Source organism: Nitrobacter sp. JJSN, from assembly GCF_051912485.1.
Lineage (GTDB): Bacteria > Pseudomonadota > Alphaproteobacteria > Rhizobiales > Xanthobacteraceae > Nitrobacter.
Genome location: NZ_CP196822.1, coordinates 3,913,788 through 3,934,907, shown reverse-complemented (window position 1 = coordinate 3,934,907; position 21,120 = coordinate 3,913,788). Strand labels below are relative to the sequence as shown.

20 protein-coding genes, 1 tRNA gene and 3 pseudogenes are annotated in these 21,120 nt (G+C 59.3%); 11 read left to right on the top strand and 13 right to left on the bottom strand.

All coding sequences use genetic code 11. The features are described 5' to 3' along the window. Window positions 1-541: 541 nt before the first annotated feature. Together ACSZOQ_RS19095 and ACSZOQ_RS19090 are read left to right on the top strand one after the other, a co-directional pair. On the top strand, window positions 542-724 hold the full coding sequence (locus ACSZOQ_RS19095; protein ID WP_439923934.1) for a hypothetical protein: 183 nt from the start codon (window positions 542-544) through the stop codon (window positions 722-724). A gap of 422 nt (window positions 725-1,146) precedes the next feature. Continuing rightward, entirely contained in the window at window positions 1,147-1,593 is a 447-nt protein-coding gene (locus ACSZOQ_RS19090) for a hypothetical protein (protein WP_439923933.1), read from the top strand. 560 nt (window positions 1,594-2,153) lie between these two features. Here ACSZOQ_RS19090 and ACSZOQ_RS19085 read toward each other — a convergent pair. The 4 genes from ACSZOQ_RS19085 to ACSZOQ_RS19070 form a co-directional block, all read right to left on the bottom strand. Beyond that, window positions 2,154-2,540: a DUF1330 domain-containing protein gene (locus tag ACSZOQ_RS19085; RefSeq protein WP_439923932.1), complete on the bottom strand. Its 387-nt coding sequence runs from the start codon at window positions 2,538-2,540 to the stop codon at window positions 2,154-2,156. Between the two features lie 36 nt (window positions 2,541-2,576). Further along, window positions 2,577-3,334 (bottom strand): IS5 family transposase gene (locus ACSZOQ_RS19080; RefSeq protein WP_439923931.1). Its coding sequence is split into 2 segments (ribosomal slippage): window positions 2,577-3,001 and window positions 3,001-3,334, totalling 759 coding nucleotides; the frame shifts between segments, so codons are not numbered across the junction. Between the two features lie 445 nt (window positions 3,335-3,779). Continuing rightward, window positions 3,780-4,805, bottom strand: coding sequence for a polysaccharide deacetylase family protein (locus tag ACSZOQ_RS19075; RefSeq protein ID WP_439923930.1), 1,026 nt, complete (start codon window positions 4,803-4,805; stop codon window positions 3,780-3,782). A gap of 447 nt (window positions 4,806-5,252) precedes the next feature. Beyond that, complete coding sequence (locus ACSZOQ_RS19070; RefSeq protein ID WP_439923929.1) at window positions 5,253-6,536, bottom strand: cystathionine gamma-synthase family protein; 1,284 nt, start codon at window positions 6,534-6,536, stop codon at window positions 5,253-5,255. 258 nt (window positions 6,537-6,794) lie between these two features. Here ACSZOQ_RS19070 and ACSZOQ_RS19065 point away from each other — a divergent pair. After that, window positions 6,795-6,872, top strand: a pseudogene (locus ACSZOQ_RS19065) (IS481 family transposase); the annotation flags it as partial. Between the two features lie 216 nt (window positions 6,873-7,088). After that, complete coding sequence (locus tag ACSZOQ_RS19060; protein ID WP_439923928.1) at window positions 7,089-7,211, top strand: DUF1330 domain-containing protein; 123 nt, start codon at window positions 7,089-7,091, stop codon at window positions 7,209-7,211. Window positions 7,212-7,444: 233 nt separating this feature from the next. Here the strand turns inward: ACSZOQ_RS19060 and ACSZOQ_RS19055 are convergent, their stop codons facing one another. Further along, window positions 7,445-7,648 (bottom strand): hypothetical protein, encoded by a 204-nt coding sequence (locus tag ACSZOQ_RS19055; protein ID WP_439923927.1) that lies wholly within the window; start codon window positions 7,646-7,648, stop codon window positions 7,445-7,447. Between the two features lie 331 nt (window positions 7,649-7,979). After that, window positions 7,980-8,771: a lytic transglycosylase domain-containing protein gene (locus tag ACSZOQ_RS19050; protein WP_439923926.1), complete on the bottom strand. Its 792-nt coding sequence runs from the start codon at window positions 8,769-8,771 to the stop codon at window positions 7,980-7,982. A 230-nt stretch (window positions 8,772-9,001) separates the two neighbouring features. Here ACSZOQ_RS19050 and ACSZOQ_RS19045 point away from each other — a divergent pair. Next, window positions 9,002-9,105: transfer RNA gene (locus ACSZOQ_RS19045), tRNA-Arg, on the top strand. A gap of 579 nt (window positions 9,106-9,684) precedes the next feature. Here the strand turns inward: ACSZOQ_RS19045 and ACSZOQ_RS19040 are convergent. Beyond that, window positions 9,685-10,812 carry a 6-phosphofructokinase gene (locus ACSZOQ_RS19040; RefSeq protein WP_439926142.1) on the bottom strand — a complete coding sequence of 376 codons (1,128 nt, stop codon included), beginning with the start codon at window positions 10,810-10,812 and terminating at the stop codon, window positions 9,685-9,687. A gap of 475 nt (window positions 10,813-11,287) precedes the next feature. Then, a pseudogene (locus ACSZOQ_RS19035) lies at window positions 11,288-11,438 on the bottom strand (GntP family permease); the annotation flags it as partial. 175 nt (window positions 11,439-11,613) lie between these two features. Between ACSZOQ_RS19035 and ACSZOQ_RS19030 the strand changes: the two are divergent. Continuing rightward, window positions 11,614-11,835, top strand: a complete 222-nt coding sequence (locus tag ACSZOQ_RS19030; RefSeq protein WP_439923925.1) for a hypothetical protein — start codon at window positions 11,614-11,616, stop codon at window positions 11,833-11,835. 118 nt (window positions 11,836-11,953) lie between these two features. After that, complete coding sequence (locus tag ACSZOQ_RS19025; protein ID WP_439923924.1) at window positions 11,954-12,271, top strand: hypothetical protein; 318 nt, start codon at window positions 11,954-11,956, stop codon at window positions 12,269-12,271. A 403-nt stretch (window positions 12,272-12,674) separates the two neighbouring features. Here the strand turns inward: ACSZOQ_RS19025 and ACSZOQ_RS19020 are convergent, their stop codons facing one another. Then, window positions 12,675-12,809 carry a hypothetical protein gene (locus ACSZOQ_RS19020; protein WP_439923923.1) on the bottom strand — a complete coding sequence of 45 codons (135 nt, stop codon included), beginning with the start codon at window positions 12,807-12,809 and terminating at the stop codon, window positions 12,675-12,677. Between the two features lie 424 nt (window positions 12,810-13,233). On the opposite strand from ACSZOQ_RS19020, the gene paaG reads away from it, so the two are divergent. The 4 genes and pseudogenes from paaG to ACSZOQ_RS19000 all read left to right on the top strand — a co-directional run bounded on the left by paaG (window position 13,234) and on the right by ACSZOQ_RS19000 (window position 16,523). Next, on the top strand, window positions 13,234-14,028 hold the full coding sequence (paaG, locus tag ACSZOQ_RS19015; protein ID WP_439923922.1) for a 2-(1,2-epoxy-1,2-dihydrophenyl)acetyl-CoA isomerase PaaG: 795 nt from the start codon (window positions 13,234-13,236) through the stop codon (window positions 14,026-14,028). After that, window positions 14,025-14,474 (top strand): hydroxyphenylacetyl-CoA thioesterase PaaI, encoded by a 450-nt coding sequence (gene paaI, locus ACSZOQ_RS19010; protein ID WP_439923921.1) that lies wholly within the window; start codon window positions 14,025-14,027, stop codon window positions 14,472-14,474. Before paaG ends, paaI begins: the two co-directional genes overlap by 4 nt. Window positions 14,475-14,501: 27 nt before the next feature. Then, window positions 14,502-15,811: pseudogene (gene paaK / locus ACSZOQ_RS19005) on the top strand (phenylacetate--CoA ligase PaaK). Window positions 15,812-15,923: 112 nt separating this feature from the next. After that, complete coding sequence (locus ACSZOQ_RS19000) at window positions 15,924-16,523, top strand: TetR/AcrR family transcriptional regulator (protein WP_439923920.1); 600 nt, start codon at window positions 15,924-15,926, stop codon at window positions 16,521-16,523. A 66-nt stretch (window positions 16,524-16,589) separates the two neighbouring features. Here the strand turns inward: ACSZOQ_RS19000 and paaZ are convergent, their stop codons facing one another. Genes paaZ through paaD form a run of 4 tightly spaced genes read right to left on the bottom strand, consistent with a single transcriptional unit; the run spans window position 16,590 to window position 21,116 of the window. Continuing rightward, a complete protein-coding gene (paaZ, locus tag ACSZOQ_RS18995) occupies window positions 16,590-18,665 on the bottom strand; it encodes a phenylacetic acid degradation bifunctional protein PaaZ (protein WP_439923919.1) in 2,076 nt (691 codons plus the stop codon). Window positions 18,666-18,725: 60 nt separating this feature from the next. Further along, window positions 18,726-19,478 (bottom strand): Phenylacetic acid catabolic protein, encoded by a 753-nt coding sequence (locus tag ACSZOQ_RS18990; RefSeq protein ID WP_439923918.1) that lies wholly within the window; start codon window positions 19,476-19,478, stop codon window positions 18,726-18,728. 18 nt (window positions 19,479-19,496) lie between these two features. After that, a complete protein-coding gene (gene paaE / locus ACSZOQ_RS18985; RefSeq protein WP_439923917.1) occupies window positions 19,497-20,573 on the bottom strand; it encodes a 1,2-phenylacetyl-CoA epoxidase subunit PaaE in 1,077 nt (358 codons plus the stop codon). Window positions 20,574-20,591: 18 nt separating this feature from the next. Next, window positions 20,592-21,116 carry a 1,2-phenylacetyl-CoA epoxidase subunit PaaD gene (paaD, locus tag ACSZOQ_RS18980; protein WP_439923916.1) on the bottom strand — a complete coding sequence of 175 codons (525 nt, stop codon included), beginning with the start codon at window positions 21,114-21,116 and terminating at the stop codon, window positions 20,592-20,594. Window positions 21,117-21,120: the final 4 nt, after the last annotated feature.

The window sequence follows — 21,120 nt, the reverse complement described above, 5'->3', positions numbered from 1 at the left end:
AAGCATCAAATCACACGCCGTCCTTGGCGGACCTCAATACCGCTACGTCCGGGTTGAGCTTTCAGTACACATAACGGTGATTTTCATGCCCATGAAACGCGAAAATAAAATGTTGGTTCCAGGAACGGTTTTCAGAAGCGCGCGTTGGAATGATAAGTGCCTAGTCTCTTCGGAGGTGAAAGCATGCAAGACCCCGTCAGCGACTGCGGTTGCTGGCGGGGTTTTCATTTGACGCCCGTCTGGCGACCCGTGACAAAGAACTCGCTCCCATCGAGCCCCCGACAAAAAAGTTATGCGAGAGCATCGTCTCCAAATACATGTCTCTCCAGAAGTGCTTCACGGATCGCAATTGCGACAATGAACGCGCTGCTCGGGCCGGACAGCCCGCCGATCGGCAATCCAGACGGCAATAAGGGAACGGGGTGGCGATCTTCCCGCAAGCTGGCGAGGGACAAATAAAAAAAGTGGGCCCGACGCTGCAAGAGCGTACTGGTTGTCATTATATGACCAGCCGTGGGGGCAACAAAAAAAGGAGTTCCCCATGTCCAATCAGAACCAGGAAAATCCGGACCTGCAGCAGCAGAACCAAAGTCAAAAGCCGGGCCAGCAGGCCGACGAGGACGAAATCAGGAAGGCCGAAATCAGGAAGGCCGTAATGGCAGATAGGATCGACCCGAAAAATCCTCAGGGCCAACAAAATACTGATTATAGCGGTGGCACCTGATAGGGCCGAGCATCGCCGGGTAACCCGCGATTGGAGACGGCCTGCATAGTGCCGAATAAGTGGCGCGGATTAAATGGGCTCGCGCTGCCGCGCGATTTACTTGGGCTTGCGCCGCCGCTCTTTCGGCGCGGTCAACAGCACAGTCGGCAACCTCGCGGTTTGTCAGCGCCGGTCCGTCGCCGCGCAGCACATCCCGCCATATCGGCTTCGGTCGGGCCGGATGGACCGCAGCCGGTCAAAAGCAGAAGAACGACGATTGCGAGAAGCATCCGCCGACATCGTTTCGTCGCCTCTATCTGTGCCTTCGACGCGCTTGCGGCCCCGGCAGCGGTTTTCGCCAACGGCCCGAAACTTAATTCAGCCAAAGGTGTTGGGTATGCTGAGTACTGCAGATCGGGGCTCGCTCAACATGGAGGCTTCTGATGTGCGATTACAGCTTGCAGCACGTTGCGTCCCGTCCCGCCGCCGCCGGCCAGCGGCTGGTGACGACCCGGTTCCCCACATCGATGACGCGCGGTTTCACCGAAGTCGGTGAGCCCGCCGTCGTGATTTGCCTACTTCCGGGGACGGAAATTGCGTTCGACCGCGAGGTCAAGGCCGAGCCAAACTTTCCCTTGATGCCGAAGCGTCGGATCGGCGAGCGGGTGGCGCGTTTCCGCCAGGTCGCGCTCGACAACCCAACCGCGCATCATGACGCGCTCGAATTCGCCAACGGCGAGATCGTGCTGCTCACCCGTCTGGTCTTAGGCCAGATCGCCACCGTGCTGCAGCTTCCGCGCGGCGCGGTGCGCGCGACGACGGTGGGCGAGCCGGACACCATGGGGACGCAAGGCGCACCGACTGCCGCGCGGCGCGAGAGGGCATGGTAGCGGCGCGAGTGGCTTGCCGTGCGCGCTATGGCCTCGATGATCTCGGCTGCTCTGGATTGGCTAACGCCGTTGCGGCGGGAGGCGGTTGATTGTGAATCGGCACAGGGGTCAGATCGCTGCACGTGCCGGCAGTAACGTCATAAAGACAATCGAAAAAAAGCCGATCGGAGTGGGGTCCCGATCGTGACTCCACTCCGACGTAGATTCCGTTACTTCTCGTAAGGAGTTACCGCTGCAGCTTCAAGGGGCTTTGTTCAGCGCGGGTTTACAGTCGACACTACAACACGGTGCGTTCACACTCATCGCTGAGATATCGACCGCCGGCACCCGAGGCCCTCGTCTGGCCAGCACCAGGAGATAGTCAAAACGCAATCCCTAAACTAACATTCGACCGGACCACTCAGTGGGGCCGGTCAGCGGCATCGGGCATGGCCGCAAATAAACAGGGCCCCTTAATGCTACGGCGGCGCTGCTGCTTGGAAGGCTTGGTACCTTGAACAGACGGCAGCGTCTGCTAACCGAATCTGCCTCTCCTTGCCTGCCCGAGAAGGGACGAACTATTACTGCGAGATGCCTTCCACGGCGAAGATTCGCAATTTGCCATATTTGTCGCCGATCTTCCGAGCCTCAATATAGGCTGGCGACGTATATGCGGCCTGAGCTTTTTCCATGCTTTCGAACACAGAAACAACGATGCGCGCTGCCGGAGGGTCGCCAGCAAGCGAGATTGTTTTGCCGCCCGAAACCAGCCTCTTTTGACCGCTCTCGGCAAGTGCTTTGTTGGCAAGCGGAACGTACTCCTTCGCGTAGGCGTCAGCGTTGGTCACATCGATTTGCGAAATAACGTAAGCAGGGGGTTTAGCCTGAGCATGAAGTTCGACAACCGCCGCTGCGCCAAGGCCAAAACTAACAAGCATTCCCAGTCCGACTTTAAAGTTACCTTTCATGGACGCTTCTCCCAAGTTGCGATTTAGGGTCCGGACTCATAACCAGTAACTGACAGCCGCAGCGATGCAGACGGCTGCGAGGAAATTGATTGCGAGACGATCGTATCTGGTGGCGATGCGACGGAAGTCCTTCAGGCGACAGAACATGCGCTCGATGGCGTTGCGGCTTCGATAGAGGACGGGCGAGAAGCAATTCTTCCAGCCTCGGTTCGCCTTGGGCGGGATGTTCGGCATCGCACCCTTTCCCTCGACCTGTCGGCGGATGGCATCGCTGTCATAACCCTTATCGCCGTGCAGGATCGCGGAACGTGGCATTTCTTCGAGCAGAACCGCTCCAGCGGTGCAATCGGCTATCTGACCCCCGGTCAGCAAGAACGCGACGGGACGACACTCGGCGTCGGTCAGAGCATGGATCTTCGTGGTCCGCCCGCCGCGCGATCGGCCGATGGCCTGCTGATGTTCCCCCCTTTGCCGCCAGATGCGCATCGATGCGCCTTCACGGCCGAGCTATCGATCAGGACCTGCGCAGGAGGTCCGCCGGCCGTTGCGAGTGCCTGGAATATGTCTGCCCATACACCCTTCGCTGCCCAGCGGACGAAGCGATTGTAGAGTGTTTTGCGCGGACCATAGACCTCCGGCGCATCGATCCAGCGCCCACCGGACTTCAGCACCTGGATGATGCCGCTGATGATCCGCCGATCATCGACCCGTGGCTTGCCGCGCGTATCGTTAGGCAGAAGCGGCTTGAGCCGAGCGAACTGATCCTTCGTTAGCCAAAAGTAATCGCGACTCATGAGGGGCCTCCTGTCGGAGACCGTGAATCATAAACTCAGCGCGGAAGGAATAATTTTATGGGTCCCGACCCTAAGACACCGCATTTACGGGCATGTGAATATCTGTCTGACCTATAAAGCACTCAAATCGCTCGGCACTTCGCCCTCTGCGACATCAACACTTAGAAATCCCTAAGTCGCGCTTGGTTATTGGGATTGGGGCAAGATCGAATATCGACCAATATTCAAGATTAGTTCAGCCAACCGACACACGCATCGTCAATTGGTTGAAGAAAATGGGGCGATGATAACCGCGTTCTGAGCTCTTGCCACCTCACCCTTCTTCGATCACCTAGGCTTGTTTCGTACCCTACGACATCTTTTGATTACTTTTGCCAAGCGCGTCAGAGCGCGCCGGGATCGGGCCCAGTATGTCGCATTAGCCGCCGCCGTCTGTTACAGAATCTTATTCTGAAATCGTCTGGACGACGCTGGAAACCGGCCGGGAGCTTACGGTCGGCAACTTCGCGTCTTTCAAAAGCTCTTCGTCGTATTGCGGCAGGGTCTGCACCGGAGCCTTGGAGCGCATCGCTACGACCTTGTATCCGCCGGCTTTCAACCGCTTCAAGAGTTCGGGCAGGGCTTCCGCCGTGTGCTTGTGGAAATCATGCATCAGGATGATGCCCTTGCCGAGCTTGTCGAGCTTCTTCATGGTCACATCAATGACGGCTTGCGCATTGCGCGCCTTGAAGTCGAAGGAGTCGAGATCGCAGGAGAATATCGCGATGTTGCGCTTACCGAGATAGGTCACCATTTCCGGTGGATGCTGCAGCGCCGGGAAGCGGAAGAACGGGGCCGGCGAAACACCGCCCAAGGCCCACTTCACCGCACTGAAACCTTTTTCGATCTCCTCCTTGCGCTGATCCTCCGTGAGTTTCTTATTGGTGAGGGTGGCGTGTGACCATGTGTGAGATCCGACGGTGTGCCCGGCCGCGTAAACCTGCTTCAGGATTTCCGGGTGGTAGGTCGCGTGCTTGCCGATCGAGAAGAAAATGCCGGTCGTGCATTCATCCGCCAGTGCCTTGAGGACGGCGGGCGTATTGAGCGGCCATGGGCCGTCGTCGAATGTCAGCACCACTTCCTTGTCGCGCAGGAAATCGAGCTGTTTGAAATGCTCGAAGCCAAATCCGGGGCCACCGGTCGTGTCGATCTCGACGGTGCGTGCGACGCCGAGCGCATTCGGATTATTGCAAGTGGCTCTTACCGGTTGCGCCGCCGCGAGGGGCGGGGCCGATAGAGCGGTTACCTTTGCAGGGTTGGGATCTGTAGCGAGAACAGGAGCGATCGCGGGAACGGGGACCGCGGCGGCAGTGCGATCTGGCACGGCACTCGGTGCTAGGCTGGCGCTCAGAGTTGGCATCTTCAACCATACTGCGCCAACGGCACAGACCGCGATTGCACCCGCTAGGATTAGCCCTGTCGCTATGCGCATCGTCCTTCCCCCAAAAATCAATTGTTTCGGGTGATGCCAGCGAAATCCTCGCCGGAAAAAGACGACGGCAACGGATTGCTGGCAGCAACGCGTTTCAATGCCGGACTAATAATGATAATTAAGTCTTACAGACATATAGGATTATTCTCAATTTTCTTGCTCAGGCTTAATCAAGCTTACGTGACGATGATCGGGCTAATGATCGCTTCAGCCGATATGCCAAGGAGCTCTCCAACCGGGCCGACGCGCTGGAGAACGCGTCGGCGTCGGCACCAGCGCCGCCACAGCCGGGCGCACGACCGCCCGCTTTCCATTCACTCACCGACCTGATCGCAGCGGTCGAGAAGCGGTCATCGCGGCGTTATGCTCGATGACGAAGCGATTGATTGCAGCCTGCAGGTCGACGACCGATCGGAAGGTGCCGCGTTTCAGTCGTCGCTTTGTGAGTTAAGTCTCGTTCAACGCCTGTGCGATGTCCGCAACCAAATCCGTCGGATTTTCGATGCCTATCGACAGCCGGATCGTAGAGTCGAGAACGCCCATTCTTTGGCGGATGTCAGCCGGGACGCCGGAATGGGTCATACTTGCGGGCAAACTGGCAAGCGATTCAGTTCCGCCAAGGCTGACCGCTAACTTGAAAATTTGCAGTGAGTTCAAGAACTTTAGAGCCGCGACTTTGCCGCCAACAATGTCAAAGGAAAAGGTGGATCCCGCACCGAGGCATTGCCTCGCGAAGACACCTCCGGCTGGGGAAGCGTCTTCGTGGTGGCCAAGATAGTGCACCTTAGCCACTTTGGGGTGGCCACGCAGGTAATCCGCCACGACCCGCGCGTTCCGGTCAGCTTTCTCCATCCGGATGCTCAGTGTCTCGAGCGACCGGTTGATCATCCAACAGGAATGGGGATCCAGTTGGGTGCCGATGGCACCTCGCAACGCTTTGACGTTTTTCATGAGCGCTTTTGAGCCAAGCACAGCGCCCGCGATCAGGTCGGAATGGCCGCCGACATATTTGGTCAGCGAGTACAGCGAAAGATCCGCGCCGTGTTCGATTGGCCGCTGAAACACCGGCCCGAGCAAGGTATTGTCGCACGCGATGATAGGCATATTCCCCTGGGCCCGGCCAATCATCTCGGCGATGCGCCGTACCATCGCTATATCGACTAGGCCGTTGGTGGGATTGGCCGGCGTCTCAATAAAAATCATCGCGACCCGGCCTTTGCGCATCGCGTCCTCTGCTGCCAGTCTGACCGCGGCTTCGTCAATGCCATCGGTAAAGCCCAGTGCGCCGATGGAAAGGCCCGCAAGCGTCTTCGCAAACAAAGTTTCGGTTCCCCCATAGAGCGGTTGTGAGTGCAGAATGACGTCACCAGGGCGGACGAACGCGAGGATCGTGGTCAAAATCGCCGCCATGCCGGACGAAAACAGCGCGCAATTCTCAGTGCGCTCGTAAACAGAAAGCTTGTCCTCGACGATCTCACTATTGGGGTGATTGAACCGGGAATAAACCAGACCGGCGCCCATACCCTCCGGAGGCTCGCGCCGACCTGAGACAAAGTCGAAGAAGTCCTGTCCGTCCTCAGCTGTCCTAAAAACAAAAGTCGAGGTCAGGAATACCGGTGGTTTGATCGCGCCTTCCGATAGTTGCGGATCGTAGCCGTAGGTCAGCATCAGTGTTTCTGGGTGCAACATATGGTTGCCGATGTGGGTCTTCGACGGAAACGGTTTCACCATGGCCTGTCCTCGCTGGCTGGATTCAGAACCTCGCCGTGCGTTGGAACTATCCCACAATTGTAAGGCGATATCGATCTCCAACCCACTACGCGCGGATTGTGCTCAACGAGGGCGCCGAATGGGAGGGCTACAAAATGCAGGAATACGGCGAGCCTGACCCCTACGGTCACCGCAAGAAGGCGAGCGTCGCCGAAGCGCTTGCCGACGAAATCAAAGGGCGCGCCGGCGAGGAGACGATCGTCTCTGACCTCACCTATGTTCCAGGCGAAATTCCACTGGCATGTCGAGGATCTGGGGACTCGGCACGCCTATATCAAACCCGCGTCGCCTCAGCTCGCTGCCGGTGCGGGGTTGCAGACTCTCCATGCTCAAGCTGCGCCGCCAGCCTACGTGATCTCCGAGATTGAGGTTACAAATGCCGAGGCATACGCAAAGGAGTACGTGCCCCTAGCGAATAAGGCGTTGGCTGACAGTGGTCAAAAGGGGCTCGCGTCCGGCGAGAAAACGATTGCTATCGCTGGCGCGGCACCTGCCTCGTGAATTGTGGTCTCTATGTTTGAGAGCCTGGACAAGGCGAAGGCCGCCTACACTTCACCTGCCTATCTTGAAGCACGGAAAATTGGCGATCAGTACGGGAGGCTTCGCATCTTTGCCATAGAAGGCATTGGCCGATAATCACAGCTTCGGGGACTGATTATCTGCCTGACGGACGACGGCCGAATTCGAACATGTCGGACGGCTCGCGAAGCGCTGGCAAGCCTTTCGGCCGATCCGGATAGAAAAATTCCTCGCCGAGAAGCCAACGGCATTGGCCGCGATCCTAAAATTGAATCGCGTCAAGCTGCACGGCAAACGCGTAGACGCACCATAGGCCGTCACGTTGAATGCGTTCGCTCGTCGCATCGATGCTATTCAATATAGCCGCCTTTTATTTCGGTGGCTGCAATTCCCGAGGATGAGAGCCACCGGTCTAAATTCACGGCGGTTTCTGCCCGGAAGGCTTGCTGCAAAAGGAGATGGCGAGCCATGCCATCAGGGATTTTTGCGGCCTCCTCCCTCTGGCGCAGCGCTTCTTCCATCAGCCTCTCGTGATTGGGATGACGCCACTGCATGGCGGGTGCTCCACTTTGGGGAAAGAAGTAACGACGGGCCGGAAAGAACGATTGGCTCCCTGACATGTTCCAGCGGTGATCGAGGATTGCTCACGCGCAGCAGTCACAAAATATTTCTTCCCCGTTTCACCCGTGTTCGAAGTACGAGCGTAGATCCACGCACATCGATAGATGACGGGGTCGCCACCTTTGTAGACGACAAATCCTATGGGGCGATGCTACGTCACCTCCAAAATTACCGCTTTTGGGAAGGCGCAAAGCCAGCGCTACATGATCGCGCGCTAAGCTATTGATCTGCTTGGCGCGGGAGGGGTCACTCTGCGACGCCTATTCACACGTCGTTGGCGGCAAGGCGTTGAAATCGTCGTCTCATCGTATCGACCTTGAAGATGTACGCCGCAACGAGATGGTCCCCGCATCGTTCGGTAGCGTTCATCTGGAAGTGACGTCGTGCGTAGGCGGTGGCAGGGCCTCCGCCGCAGAGATGGATGAAGGCGGCAAGATCCTGCCTTTGCCGCTCGTTAGCCGGTACGTTGCCTGCCCGGGTGAGGACGGCAGCTACGTTCCGGTCCAAATATATCGATGCCAGCTCGACGGCATGGCTGGGTATGACGCGGATATAGGGGCCGAAACCACAACCAGTATCTTCGACCGATCTTGCTCGGATGCAGAAACGTGCGACCTCGGAATAGGCAGGATCGGTCATTTGGAATAGGCCGACGGCGCTGGATGCCGGCTGATAGGTCTTGAAAGGATTGAAACTGAACTGCCAGCGCCAATAGGTCCGATCCACCGGATTGCCTGAACTCTCGACTTGAGCGAGCGCGGCCAACAACTCCGGCGAGATCGAGCGGGTCGCATATGTCCGAAACAACTGCCCGTACTGCCGCCACGTCTCGGCGGGCTCCTTGTCGAGTCTGTGACCGACGAAGAAGAACAACTCGGCCGGCTTACGGACTATCTGATACATGAGGTTCGCCGTCATGCCGGTGGCGAGCACGACCGCCACAGCGCCTGCGATCCGGACAGGTCGTGGCGTCTTGGCGATGTTCTGACATACCCGCGTTCCGCGGCGCTGCCAGCGGCGAAGGTGCGAGGCGAAACGTCTTGATATTCTGGACATACTTATCCGGGAGACAGGACCCAGCAGTTGTATGGCGGAATGCCTTAACGTTCCCCCAAGTCGAAGATTGGGCCTGGCATCAGGTGACTACTCCCGGCCCTGAAGGGGCGAAGGATGGCCCGTGGATCGAGCCAGACCGTCGGCCGCTTCCGCGCGCTTACAAGACCAAGCCAACGTCCCGTTTCGTCGTTCTATTCGGTAACGGCAAAAGGTGGCATAAGTAATGCGCGGCGATGATTTTCTGTTCTTACGGTAACCAGCTCCAATAATTTCAATGATCTCTCCCAGACTACGAATCTGGGGGTCAGGAGTTCGAATCTCTTCGGGCGCGCCATTTATCAAATACTAGAGCCCTTATCGCTGCGCGTATTACCGAGTGTTACCATAAGCGTTTATCATAGGTGACTTGGCTTGAGCTCTTTGGAGCCGGGCGACCGCGTTGATTCGGCGATTTGAAGACGGGCCCTAGTCGCGGCCGATCGTACCTTTGAGCGCTGATGCGATGTCGATCAGAGCTTTCGCCTGGCGATCCTCACCTGAAACGGACAGTGTTCGGAATATCGATCTAGGAACACATTTTGCGGGCGAAGCCGCCAAACTATTTGTGGCAGTATTGAGTAGCTTATTTGCATTATGCCAAGCACTGCGGAAATCCGACCAGTTGTTGCGCTGCCTATCATAGCTGCGTTTGCGAACGAGATGCATTGCGCTGCTGGAATGGAAAATTCGTTGCGTCCGGTCGCCGCAGCCAGCGATGCCAATGCATAACATCCGATCGCGAGGCCAGCCGAGTGCACCAATTCCGCCAATGCGGTTTTCGAGGCCCGCCAGGCCGTGCTGCCGATAGGCAGTTCACGGACCGGCAAACCCAGCTGGCCCATAGGAGACGTTCTAAGGGGTTACCCCTGCCACCCTATGACGCGCGACTGAGAAAGATCGGCAGCCCCCGCTTATCGGCGTAGATGGGGCGGTAGCGTTCCGTGTTGTACGTGCTGACGATGTCCAATTTGCGCGGCCCGAGGTTGGCGTCAGGGATGGGCACCAGGTCATAGCGCCCCTCTACCAGCGCCGACATCAGGCCGGTCCTTCCTTTGAGGACCGCATCGTAGGCCATATTACCGAACGTCAGGGCAACGAGCTTGTCGATGAAGTCCGGATCGCCCGATCGCAAATCATAGGTGAGGTCAGAGACGATAGTTTCCTCGCCCGTGCGCCCTTTTATTTCGTCGGCAAGCACTTCGGCGACGCTCGCCTTCTTGCGGTGACCGTAGGGGTCAGGCTCGCCGTATTCCTGCATTTTGTAGCCCTCCCACTCGGCGCCCTCGCTGAGCACGATCAGAGCGTAGTTGCTTGGGTTGGCGCGCTTCTCCTCGAGGAGCAACTGGATCAGCTTGTCGAGATCGACCTTGTACTCCGGTATGACGCACCGGATCGAGGTCGCGTACGCGGTATAGAGTGCCGTAAATCCAGCATCGCGGCCAAAGACCCGGAAAATACCAATGCGCTCGTGGGAGCCGATAGTGGTGCGCTGCCGCTGGATGGCATCGCTGGCGCGGGTGATCGCGGTCGAGAAGCCAATGCAGTACTCAGTGTTGCGGACGTCGTTGTCCATCGTCTTCGGGATGGCGATGATCTTGACGCCGAGTTCGTCGAGGGTGGCCGCATAACTGAGCGTGTCGTCGCCACCAATGGCGATCAGGTGTTCGATGCCTAGTCCTGACAAGTTCGCGAGCACCTGGCCGGTCAGGTCCCACGTCCTGGTTCCGGTGCCGCCGTTGGTGTTCGCGGTAACTGGAAGGTCAGTGCCGACGAGATGGTCGGGTAACTTTTTCATTTTGGACGGATTGGTCCGGCTCGAGTGCAGCACGGTGCCGCCGCGCCGGTCGATTGTGCGGGTGTTTTCACGATTCAGCAGGACCACGTAGTGAGACCTGCTGGTCGGGTCCTCGAGGTTCAGGTGCGTCAGGGCCTCCCAACCACGGCGGAGACCGACGACCTCGATGTCGTCCTCACTGCCGCGATAAGCCACGGTTTTGATGATTGCATTTAGACCGGGGACGTCGCCGCCGCCCGTAAGAATGCCAATGCGTTTTGTTGCCAAGCCCACCTCCCAGCATTGGCATGTCGCAATGCACAGCGTAGCGTTCTTTAATCGGCCGCTTGCGCCCATCGCAGCCGAAACGGTTCCGGCCGATGCGGTGTCTCGCAAGCCACCATCGGGCAGCATCTCAACGCCCAGCGCTCCTCCGCGCTGACTGCGCCGGGGGAACGGTGCTACTCATCCGCGGAAAAGAACGTCTGCTGTTCCGTTAGGTTCCACGAATCCTTCTCTCGAAAAGCTCAGACTCATGTTCAAGCGCGCCATTTGCTGCGGTACTGGCACGTTTGACGACCCGGCAGAGATGGGAACTGACCGCTTCCCTACGCAAACCGGAAATAATCGCGAGACGGTCAAAACGTATGTTTAGACCCGAAGCGGTCGTCCCGGTCCGCCCGACTCGCGCCCCCGACGCTCATCAGAAAGATCCGAGCATCAACACCAAGACAATAACGACAGCCAACCCAATGATCGGCCCAACGATATTGGCCATCACCATGTCGATGTAGCTTTCGCGATGGGTCGAGCCTACACAGCAGCGTTACAACGGCGCCATTGTGCGGCAGACTTGGAGGGTACGGAGCCGATTATGGCAAGGCGCAGGGCGGCTCGAGCCACCTTGGGTCAAATTCCGAGGACACCTAATTCGGGGTTTCCGGTCGAATCTCTTTTCTTGAAATTCCGCGGCTTCGGCCGAATAATTGATCAAGGTCCTTGGCTATCAACAATCCGAGGAGGACTATCATGGCGATCCAGATCGTGATGGACCACACCGGCGACAGCCGGCACTCTTACGACCCGAATAACGCACAGGAACTGGCCGAGGCGGAGCAGCGGTTTTACGAGCTGACGAAGGTCGGCTTCACCGCCGCGGTCCGGACCGGTGCGGGTCAAGTCTCGCAAATCCGATCGTTCGACCCGAACGCGGAAGAAAGCGTGTTCTTCCCCAGGCTGGTCGGCGGGTAAACCGGTCAGCACCATGTCGCGCCTGATGCGCCCTCTGTCAGGCGAGCGCTCGCGTATGAGAGCCGTAAGAGCGCTTTTCATCAGACACGGGGCCGAGCGAACGCCGGAAGGCCGATCCTTGCGGCTTCTGCGGGAGTGGCTATCGCCGCTGCAACGGACGCAGTTCGCGAAAAAGGGATATTTCGAAGTCGTCGGTAGCGATACGGGCAAGCTCTACAGGATTTATCCCGGCACCATGTCGAATGTTTGCGAGATAGACGAAAAAGGCCGCCCGAGGCTCGGCCTGTGTTTCCGGACGATGGGTGAGCTACCGATCGGAGATGTGATGCTCGCCCAGAAAATCGCATTGGAAAACTGCGAGAGCAGCGTTCTCGCGGTGGCCAGACGCTTTGTTCCCGACGTTTTCATGTTCCGGCGAGGCAGGCTTCTCGGCTGAGAGCAGTCTGATTTGAACTTTCGCGCTTCCGCAGAAGTTTCCGCAGAACCTGCGAGCGGGTAGCTCTATTGACGCGTCAGCCAGACAGACAAGGTCAAGACCACAATGACGGCAAGAGCGATTCCGCTTCTGACCGCGCGACGTGCCACGGTACTTGTAGGTGCAGAACAGAACCCACCTTCGATGTTAGCCCTGACCACGGCCTGATGACTTCCATCGATCGTAAGGGCTTTCCGCCGCGTGCTTCGTCGGCCGCATGAATGATGATTTTGCTGCGGCCCTGATCGACTGCGTAGCTGCCGACCTTGATACCTGCGGCCCGCGCCGCCTTGAGCGCACGCGTGACATCTCCCTGTTGATCAAATGAGGACCTGCCATTTTTTATTCAGCCGCTAATTTGGAATCAGTTTGTTTTACGCCGCGCTTGCTCGGAAGCGGCCGCTTCGTCGATCGCGCGTAACTGTGCGAGAGCACCGTTTACGATTTCGCCGATGGGGAAGATGATCACTGGCTCAGCATGGCCCGCCTTGCGGGCCAAAGCTTCTCGTTGCGCCTCTGCCTTTCGGGATTCTGGTCCCGGACAGAGATGAACTGGCGGTCATTCCAATTCTGAGGGTCTTGGCCTTCAGGTTGGGATGACTTTCAGGATCTCGGATTGCGAAAAACGAGGGTGATTTAGTTTTTCGATTCCCGTCATGAAGCGAACCTCACATAAGGTTCGTAAAATGAAAGCGCTTTTCCTCCAGCCTTGGCGTTCTCGCCATAAATCTTTTCGCTCGGGAGGTTCGGATAGGGGCTCCAGATAGCCGCATCCAGCATCGGCTGTGGCGCTCGAACGGCTCCCCGCATCCAATTCCTCCCTTCGGACTCTTGCTCCGGACTTTATAATTGACCGACCGGACGGTCTATGTAAGAATTTTCATGGCTCGTCGCAAAAATGATCGCCGATCGAGGGACGAGAAATGCCTGGTTCCGAAACCGTGCTCTCGGCGCTGTCCGACGGTGTGCTGTCGCTGACATTGAACCGCCCGGACAAGCTGAACTCGTTCAACGAAGAGATGCACCTGGCGCTACGGGCCGGCATCCAGCAAGCGCATGATGATCCGACTGTCCGCGCCGTCCTGCTGACCGGCTCAGGTCGCGGGTTCTGCGCGGGGCAGGATCTGGGCGATCGCGATCCGCGCAAGGGCGGCTCCGCGCCGGACCTCGGCCATACGCTCGAGACCTTCTACAATCCGACGCTGCGTCTAATGCGTTCGCTGGAGAAGCCGATCGTTTGCGCGGTCAACGGCGTGGCGGCCGGTGCGGGCGCCAACATCGCCTTTGCCTGCGACATCGTGCTCGCGGCGAAATCCGCCAAGTTTATTCAGGCCTTCGCCGGGATCGGCCTCATACCCGATGCCGGTGGCACATGGAGTCTCGCCCGCATTATCGGAGAGCCCCGTGCCAAGGCGCTGACCATGACTGCCGAGCCCTTGCCAGCCGAAAGAGCCGCCGAATGGGGGCTGATCTGGAAAGCGATCGAGGACGCGAATCTCATGGATGAGGCGCGGTCGCTCGCGATATCGCTGGCCGGGGGCCCCACACTAGGCCTGGGCCTCACAAAGCGCCTTATTCAGGCGGCTGCGACCAACAGTCTCGACGAACAGCTCGACATGGAGCGCGATTGCCAGCGAACCACCGGCCGCAGCGCCGATTATGCCGAGGGCGTCATGGCCTTCCTGGAAAAGCGCAAGGCGGAGTTCAAGGGCGAATGAAAACCGCTTCCCAGATGACACCGCAGGAACTGGCAGAGGCATCCGCCAACGCGATGTGGAACGACGATTCCGCAAGCCAGCGGCTCGGCATGACGCTCGACCATATCGCACCTGGCGAAGCCACACTTTCGATGCCGATCCTCGAGGCCATGTCCAACGGACATGGCAACTGCCACGGCGGCTACATATTCGCCCTGGCCGACTCCGCGTTTGCCTTCGCATGCAATAGCTACAACCAGTTGGCCGTCGCGCAGCATTGCTCGATCACATACCTGATCCCCGGCCGCATCGGCGATCGCCTGACGGCAACCGCCAAAGAGGTTACGCGGCACGGCAGATCCGGCATCTACGACATCCGCATCACCAACCAGTCGGGCGAGCATGTGGCCGAGTTCCGGGGCCATTCGCGCCTGGTGAAAGGCACACATCTGCCGGTCGAGGAATGAACCTACAGATTCTGCAGGGAGGAGGCCATGGAGGATCTGACGCCCCGCACGGAAGACCTTGAGCCGATCGAGTATGCCTCACGCGATGAAATCTCGGCGCTGCAACTCAAGCGCATGAAGCAGTCGATCAGGCACGCCTGCGAGAACTCGTCCTTTGTCCGCAAGCGCTTCGACGAAAAGGGCGTCCATCCAGACGACCTGAACTCGCTTTCCGACCTGTCGAAATTTCCCTTCACCTACAAGCAGGACCTGCGCGACACCTATCCGTTCGGCATGTTCGCCGTCCCGCAGAACAAACTCACCCGCATCCATGCCTCCTCGGGTACGACCGGCAAGCCGACCGTCGTCGGCTACACCAAGGGCGATATCGACACCTGGGCGGACCTGATCGCCCGCTCGATACGAGCCGCGGGCGGCCGCCCCGGCGATATCATGCACAATGCCTATGGCTACGGCCTGTTCACCGGCGGCTTGGGCGCACACTATGGTGCCGAGCGCCTCGGCTGCACCGTCGTGCCGGTTTCCAGCGGCATGATCGAACGTCAAGTCACCCTCATCAACGATTTCAAGCCGTCGATCATCATGGTGACGCCGTCCTACATGCTATCCATCCTGGACGAATTCAGGCGGCAAGGTCTCGACCCGCGCAAGAGTTCGCTCAAGGTCGGCATTTTCGGAGCCGAACCATGGACCAACGCCATGCGTCATGAAATCGAGGAGGCCTTCGACATGCATGCGGTCGATATCTATGGCCTCTCGGAGATCATGGGGCCGAGTGTTGCGCAGGAATGCGTCGAGACCAAGGATGGCCTGCATGTCTGGGAAGATCATTTCTATCCGGAAATCATCGACCCGACCACCGGCGAGGTCCTGCCTGATGGCAAAATGGGCGAGCTCGTTTTCACGACGCTCACTAAGAAAGCGCTGCCGATGGTCCGCTATCGCACGCGCGACCTGACGCGCCTGCTGCCCGGAACGGCACGCTCGATGCGCCGTATCGAGAAGATCACCGGTCGTTCCGACGACATGATGATTCTGCGCGGCGTCAACGTTTTCCCGACGCAAATCGAGGAGCAAATCCTGAAGTGTAAGGGCCTTGCACCCACTTCTACATCGAACTGACGCGCACGGTCCGTATGGACAACATGGTCGTGCATGTCGAATGCACCGAGGACATGACTGACGCCGATGCCCGCGCCAAATCCGCCAAGGAGCTTGCGCACCACATCAAGAGCGTTGTCGGTGTCTCGACGAAAATCGAGGTGCGTGATCCGAACTCGGTGGCTCGCTCGGAGGGCAAGGCCAAGCGTGTGGTGGACAACAGGCCGAAGGAATAGGTCGAGAATCGGGAAGGTGTTTCTTCGCCAACGTTCGGTTAATAGAACGTCTCATGCCCAACTCCGGGCGATCACGGACTGATCGCTGGGAATATTGGAAGGTTGGATTGATATGGCTCGGACGCGAGCGCAGGACTTCGAAGAAAAGCAACTCGCTATATTGGACTATGCGGCGAATGTGCTGGCGACGCTGGGAGTGGATAAGGCGTCCATGTCTCAGATCGCCGGTCAGGCGCGGATATCGAAAGCCTTGCTCTATCACTATTACCCGAGCAAGGACGCACTCGTCTTCGCGATCATCTTCAATCACCTGGAGGAACTCGACTCGGATCTGGAAGCGTCCGACGATCCGGCCATGGAGCCTTTAGCGCGATTGAAGTTTCTCGTCGGTGTCGTGCTCGAGCACTATCGCGGAGCCGGTGACCGGCACAAGGTCCAGTTGAACGCGATGAGCCTGCTGACCGACGAGCAGAAGCAGGCGATCACCGAAATTGAAAGGCGGATCGTGCGACGGTTCGCGGGCGTTATGCGCCAGATCAGTCCACGACTGGACAACCGCGAACGTCCCCTGCTCATGCCGGTGACCATGTCGCTCTTTGGCATGATGAATTGGACGGACATGTGGTTCAAGGACGGCGGCCGCATCAGCCGCGAGGATTATGCCGAGATACTAACCACGCTTATCCTCAAGGGCATCAAGGCAGTGCGTTGAGGTTGGGTTACGACATCGGTCGGGCCGAGCAGGCCCCACCTTCTTCTGACGCAGCCGGTTGACGCGTTATTCGGCTGCCTCTTGTGCTTGTGCCGGCGGCCAGATCTTCGCCACCATCGTCAGCACGTCGTACTTCGCAACGATCTCGCCCTTCTGGTTGGTGACTTGGCAATCCCAACGCACCTCGCCATGGTCAGCGTTTTCGCGCGGGTTGATCTCCTTGCAGGTCAATCGCACCTGCATCGTGTCGCCGAAATAGACCGGGGTGAGGAAGCGCATATTGTCAACGCCGTAGTTAGCCAGCACCGGGCCGGGATTGGGCTCGACGAAAAGCCCGGCGGCGAAGGAAGCGATGAGGTAGCCATGGGCCACGCGGTCGTCGAAGAACGGATTGGCCTTGGCCGCCGCCTCATCCATGTGGGCGTAGAACGTATCGCCGGTGAAATGTGCGAAGTGCTCGACATCTTCCAAAGTGATCTGCCGCTTCGCGGTCATCAACTGGTCGCCGATCTTCAAGTCCGCCAGCGACTTGCGGAACGGATGCTCACCGTGCTGCACGTCAGCGCCCTCGATCCAGCGCCCGGTGACGGCCGACAGAAGACGCGGCGTGCCCTGCACTGCGGTGCGCTGCATGTAATGCTTCACGCCGCGCATGCCGCCCATCTCCTCGCCGCCGCCGGCGCGGCCGGGGCCACCATGGACAAGTCCCGCGATCGGTGAGCCATGACCCGTCGATGTCTTGGCGGAGCGGCGGTTGCCGACAAGCACCCGACCATGGAACGGCGCGACGCCGATGACGATTTCCTCCGCCACCTTCGGGTCGTCGGTGAAGACAGACAAAACCAGCGAACCCTTGCCGAGCTTGGCCAATTCGACGGCCTCCTCGATCGAGTCATAAGGCAGTACGGTCGAGACCGGACCGAACGCCTCCACATCGTGGACCTTGACGGCGCGTAAGGGATCGTCGGCATAAAGCAGGACCGGATTGAGGAACGCTCCCTTCTCGGCATCGCCGGACGAAACCCGTACCTCATCCGGGTTGCCGGCAACAATCTCGGTGTCCGACAGCAGATCCTGAATGCGTGCGCGCACTTCGGTACGCTGGTCGAGCGACGCAAGTGGCCCCATTCGGGTCGCCTCGTCGTCCGGCAGGCCGAGCGCGGTCTTACCCAGCCTGTCGCCCAGTGCGTTGACCAGCGCATCGATGTGGTCGCGCGGCGCGATCACGCGGCGGATCGCGGTGCATTTCTGGCCGGCCTTCACCGTCATTTCGCGCGCCACTTCCTTCACGAACAGGTCGAACTCCACCGTGCCAGGCGTGGCATCCGGACCGAGGATCGAGGCGTTCAAGCTGTCCGCCTCCATCGTGAAACGCACCGAATTGGCGATCACCGCCGGATGCGTTTTTAGCTTCCGGCCGGTCCAAGCCGAACCAGTGAACGTCACCACGTCCTGTCCGGTGACGTGGTCGAGCAGGTCGCCGACCGAGCCGGAAATCAGTTGCAACGCTCCCTCCGGCAGGATGCCGGTCTCGACGATGCGCCGCACCATCAATTCGGTCAGGTAAGCCGTCTGCGAAGCAGGCTTCACCACCGCCGGCACGCCGGCAAGCAAGGTCGGCGCAATCTTCTCCAGCATGCCCCAGATCGGGAAATTGAAGGCGTTGATGTGGACAGCGACACCCTGCAGCGGCACGTAAATGTGTTGCGCACTGAAGCTGTTGTCCTTCGATAGCAACTCCACGTCGCCGTCGGTGAGGACGCGCGTGTTCGGCAGTTCGCGTCGGCCCTTCGAAGCGAAGGCCAGCATCGTGCCGATGCCGCCCTCGATGTCCACCCAACCGTCGGTGCGGGTGGCGCCGGTGCGGAAGCTTTCGGCGTAGAACTCTTCCTTCTTTTCCATCAGCGCGAGGCCGAGCGCCTTCAGCATGGCCGCGCGCTCGTGGAACGACATGGCGCGCAGCTTCGGCCCCGCGACAGTGCGCCCGTAGTTCAACACTTCCGCGAAATCGAGCCCCTTGGAGTCGATCAAGGCTACCGTCTCGCCGGTGCCTGCGTCGAGCAACGGCAAGCCGCCGCCCTTGCCGGCAGTCCACGCCCCATAGACATAGCTCTCCAGGCGACGGGGTGCTGCGCTTGTCATGATGGCCTCCTTGATCTGATACGGACGAGGCGCGAGCCGGGCCTAATGAATGTCGTAGCTCTAGAGACCAAGCACGCCGAGCTTTTCGCCAGTCGCGATTTCCCATTGCGCCAGCAAGTCCTCGTTGGACGTGTGGCGCAGGCCGAATTTTCTCAGCGTATCGAAACGGCTGGAGCTGGCGACACCGAAAGTAGTCGCAACGCGCGGTTTCCAATAGGCGATTGCTTCCCGTGCGGTCTTCTTGGCCTCCGGCATCGAGGCAATTCGTTGCAGGCCCGCGTAGCCCAGTTCGGCGTGACGCCGTTCGCTCGGTGCGATCTCACGGAAAACGTCCGCCAGCGGCGCGTAGGAGACGCGGGTCAGTTCGTTCATCTGGATGCCGGTCGCCAACCCTTGCAGCACGTTCATCACCACGGCGTCGGTCCAGTTCTCGATCGGATAGTGGAAGACCGCTAGTCGCATGTCTTTGCCCCGGCGCGCCGCGCCGAGATTGAGGTTGCGCTCGACCCGCGCGGTCCAGTCGTGCTGCGCCTGGTAGCGGTCGACGTCGGTGCCGAAGTCACTCATGATGTTTAAAACGCTCCGGGCGTGGTCCGCCTTCTCAAGCGTGATGCGGCTTGCCGCGATACGCTCCTTGATGCCGGGCGCAAAGTTGATCGCTCCGGCGAAGCCGGCAGAGGCCGCCAGTTCGCTGTCGACGAAAGACGACATTAGCCGCATCAACTCGCCGCGATAGCGCGCTGGCGCGTTGTCGGGCGCGGTCAGCACACCGCCTTGGGCGAGGTAGTCTTCGATATTCATCTTATCGGCCATGCGCTCTTCTCCTCAACCCTATTCGTCGTAGGTCACGACGAGGCGGTTGGTCAGTGGAAACGCCTGGCAGCTCAGCACATAGCCGGCGCGCACCTCGTAGTCCTCCAGCACATGGTTCACCGCCATTTCCACTTCGCCTTCCAGCAGCTTGCAGCGGCAGGTCGAGCACACCCCTGCCTTGCAGGAGTAGGGAGCGTCCATATTGGCGGCAAGCGCGGCATCGAGCACGCTCTTGCCCTCGCGCGGCATGATGAAGCTGCGGGTCGCACCATCCAGAGTCACCGTCGCTTCAACCCCGGTGCCGGGTACGACGGCCGTCCTGGACACGGCCTTGACCTTGGCCCGGCCCGGCTGGCTGGAGGCAAACAGCTCGAACTTGATCTGCGTGTCGTTCAACCCGTGCTCGCGCAGCGCCGCGGCAATCGCCAGCATCATCGGCTCGGGACCGCAGATGAAAGCCATGTCGACGGAGTTAGCATCGATCCAGTGCGTGAACAGGGCCTCCACCTTGTCGCCATCAATGCGGCCGGTGAAGAGATCGATGTCCTGCGCTTCGCCTTCGAGAACATGGATAATGGCGAACCTGCCGAGATGCTGGTTTTTCAGGTCCTCCAGTTCCTCGCGGAACATGATCGTGCTGATCTGACGGTTGGCGTAGACGAGCGTGAAGCTCGCGTGAGGCTCCCGGGCGAGCACGGTCTTGATGATGGAGAGCACCGGCGTGATGCCCGAGCCGCCGGCGAAGCCAATGTAGTTCTTCCGCGCATCCGGTTCGATCGGCGTGAAGAACTTTCCCATCGGCGGCATGGCTTCGATCTCGTCGCCGGCTGCAAGGGCTTCATTCGCCCACGTCGAGAACGTGCCACCATCGACGCGCTTGATGCCGACCTTAAGAACACCTTCGTCACACCCGGCGCAGATCGAATAAGAGCGGCGCAGTTCATCGCCGTCGAAGTTACGGCGGAAAGTCAGGTACTGGCCCTGCGTGAACGCGAACAAGGCGTTGTCTTCCGCACGCGGCACCAGCGTTACCACAACTGCATCGCGCGTTTCGCGCCGCACCTCCGTGACTTTCAAGGTGTGGAAGCGAGCCATTCGGGATGTTCTCAGCCTTCATATGCACTTGAAGTAGTCGAACGGCTCAAGACAGTTCTTGCAGCGGTAACAGGCCTTGCAGGGCGTTGAGCCGAACTGACTCACTTTTTCCGTTTGCACCGACCCGCAGCGGGGACATGCGATGGTCAGATCCGACCGTCCCGCGAGTCTGGCGACGAGACTGGCGAGGCGGCCATCCGCGGCGGTTCCGTCGATGGGCGGCACAATGCCGAAATCGTGCAGCTTTTCGCGGCCCTCGCGGCTGATCCAGTCGGTCGTCCACAGCGGGAAAAGCTTGCGCTCGAGCCTGATCTTCTCAACACCGCGGTCGCGCAGCGCGCGCTCGATATCCAGGTTGATGATGCTGGTGGCGGGACACCCCGTATAGGTCGGGGTCACCGTCACCACCAGGGTATCGTCGTCCCATGCGACATCGCGGATGATGCCGAGATCGGTCAAAGAGATGACGGGGATCTCAGGATCGGGAATCTGACCGAGCCAGTCCCATACCTGATCGGTGCTGGGCAGCGTGCTCGTCTGCATGGCC

What these genes read in the sequence shown, in the direction of transcription:
- ACSZOQ_RS19095 (WP_439923934.1), top strand. Translation starts at nt 542, where the DNA reads ATGTCCAATCAGAACCAGGAAAATCCGGACCTGCAGCAGCAGAACCAA.
- ACSZOQ_RS19090 (WP_439923933.1), top strand. Translation starts at nt 1,147, where the DNA reads ATGTGCGATTACAGCTTGCAGCACGTTGCGTCCCGTCCCGCCGCCGCC.
- ACSZOQ_RS19085 (WP_439923932.1), bottom strand. Translation starts at nt 2,540, where the DNA reads ATGAAAGGTAACTTTAAAGTCGGACTGGGAATGCTTGTTAGTTTTGGC.
- ACSZOQ_RS19075 (WP_439923930.1), bottom strand. Translation starts at nt 4,805, where the DNA reads ATGCGCATAGCGACAGGGCTAATCCTAGCGGGTGCAATCGCGGTCTGT.
- ACSZOQ_RS19070 (WP_439923929.1), bottom strand. Translation starts at nt 6,536, where the DNA reads ATGGTGAAACCGTTTCCGTCGAAGACCCACATCGGCAACCATATGTTG.
- ACSZOQ_RS19060 (WP_439923928.1), top strand. Translation starts at nt 7,089, where the DNA reads ATGTTTGAGAGCCTGGACAAGGCGAAGGCCGCCTACACTTCACCTGCC.
- ACSZOQ_RS19055 (WP_439923927.1), bottom strand. Translation starts at nt 7,648, where the DNA reads ATGCAGTGGCGTCATCCCAATCACGAGAGGCTGATGGAAGAAGCGCTG.
- ACSZOQ_RS19050 (WP_439923926.1), bottom strand. Translation starts at nt 8,771, where the DNA reads ATGTCCAGAATATCAAGACGTTTCGCCTCGCACCTTCGCCGCTGGCAG.
- ACSZOQ_RS19030 (WP_439923925.1), top strand. Translation starts at nt 11,614, where the DNA reads ATGGCGATCCAGATCGTGATGGACCACACCGGCGACAGCCGGCACTCT.
- paaG (WP_439923922.1), top strand. Translation starts at nt 13,234, where the DNA reads ATGCCTGGTTCCGAAACCGTGCTCTCGGCGCTGTCCGACGGTGTGCTG.
- paaI (WP_439923921.1), top strand. Translation starts at nt 14,025, where the DNA reads ATGAAAACCGCTTCCCAGATGACACCGCAGGAACTGGCAGAGGCATCC.
- ACSZOQ_RS19000 (WP_439923920.1), top strand. Translation starts at nt 15,924, where the DNA reads ATGGCTCGGACGCGAGCGCAGGACTTCGAAGAAAAGCAACTCGCTATA.
- paaZ (WP_439923919.1), bottom strand. Translation starts at nt 18,665, where the DNA reads ATGACAAGCGCAGCACCCCGTCGCCTGGAGAGCTATGTCTATGGGGCG.
- ACSZOQ_RS18990 (WP_439923918.1), bottom strand. Translation starts at nt 19,478, where the DNA reads ATGGCCGATAAGATGAATATCGAAGACTACCTCGCCCAAGGCGGTGTG.
- paaE (WP_439923917.1), bottom strand. Translation starts at nt 20,573, where the DNA reads ATGGCTCGCTTCCACACCTTGAAAGTCACGGAGGTGCGGCGCGAAACG.
- paaD (WP_439923916.1), bottom strand. Translation starts at nt 21,116, where the DNA reads ATGCAGACGAGCACGCTGCCCAGCACCGATCAGGTATGGGACTGGCTC.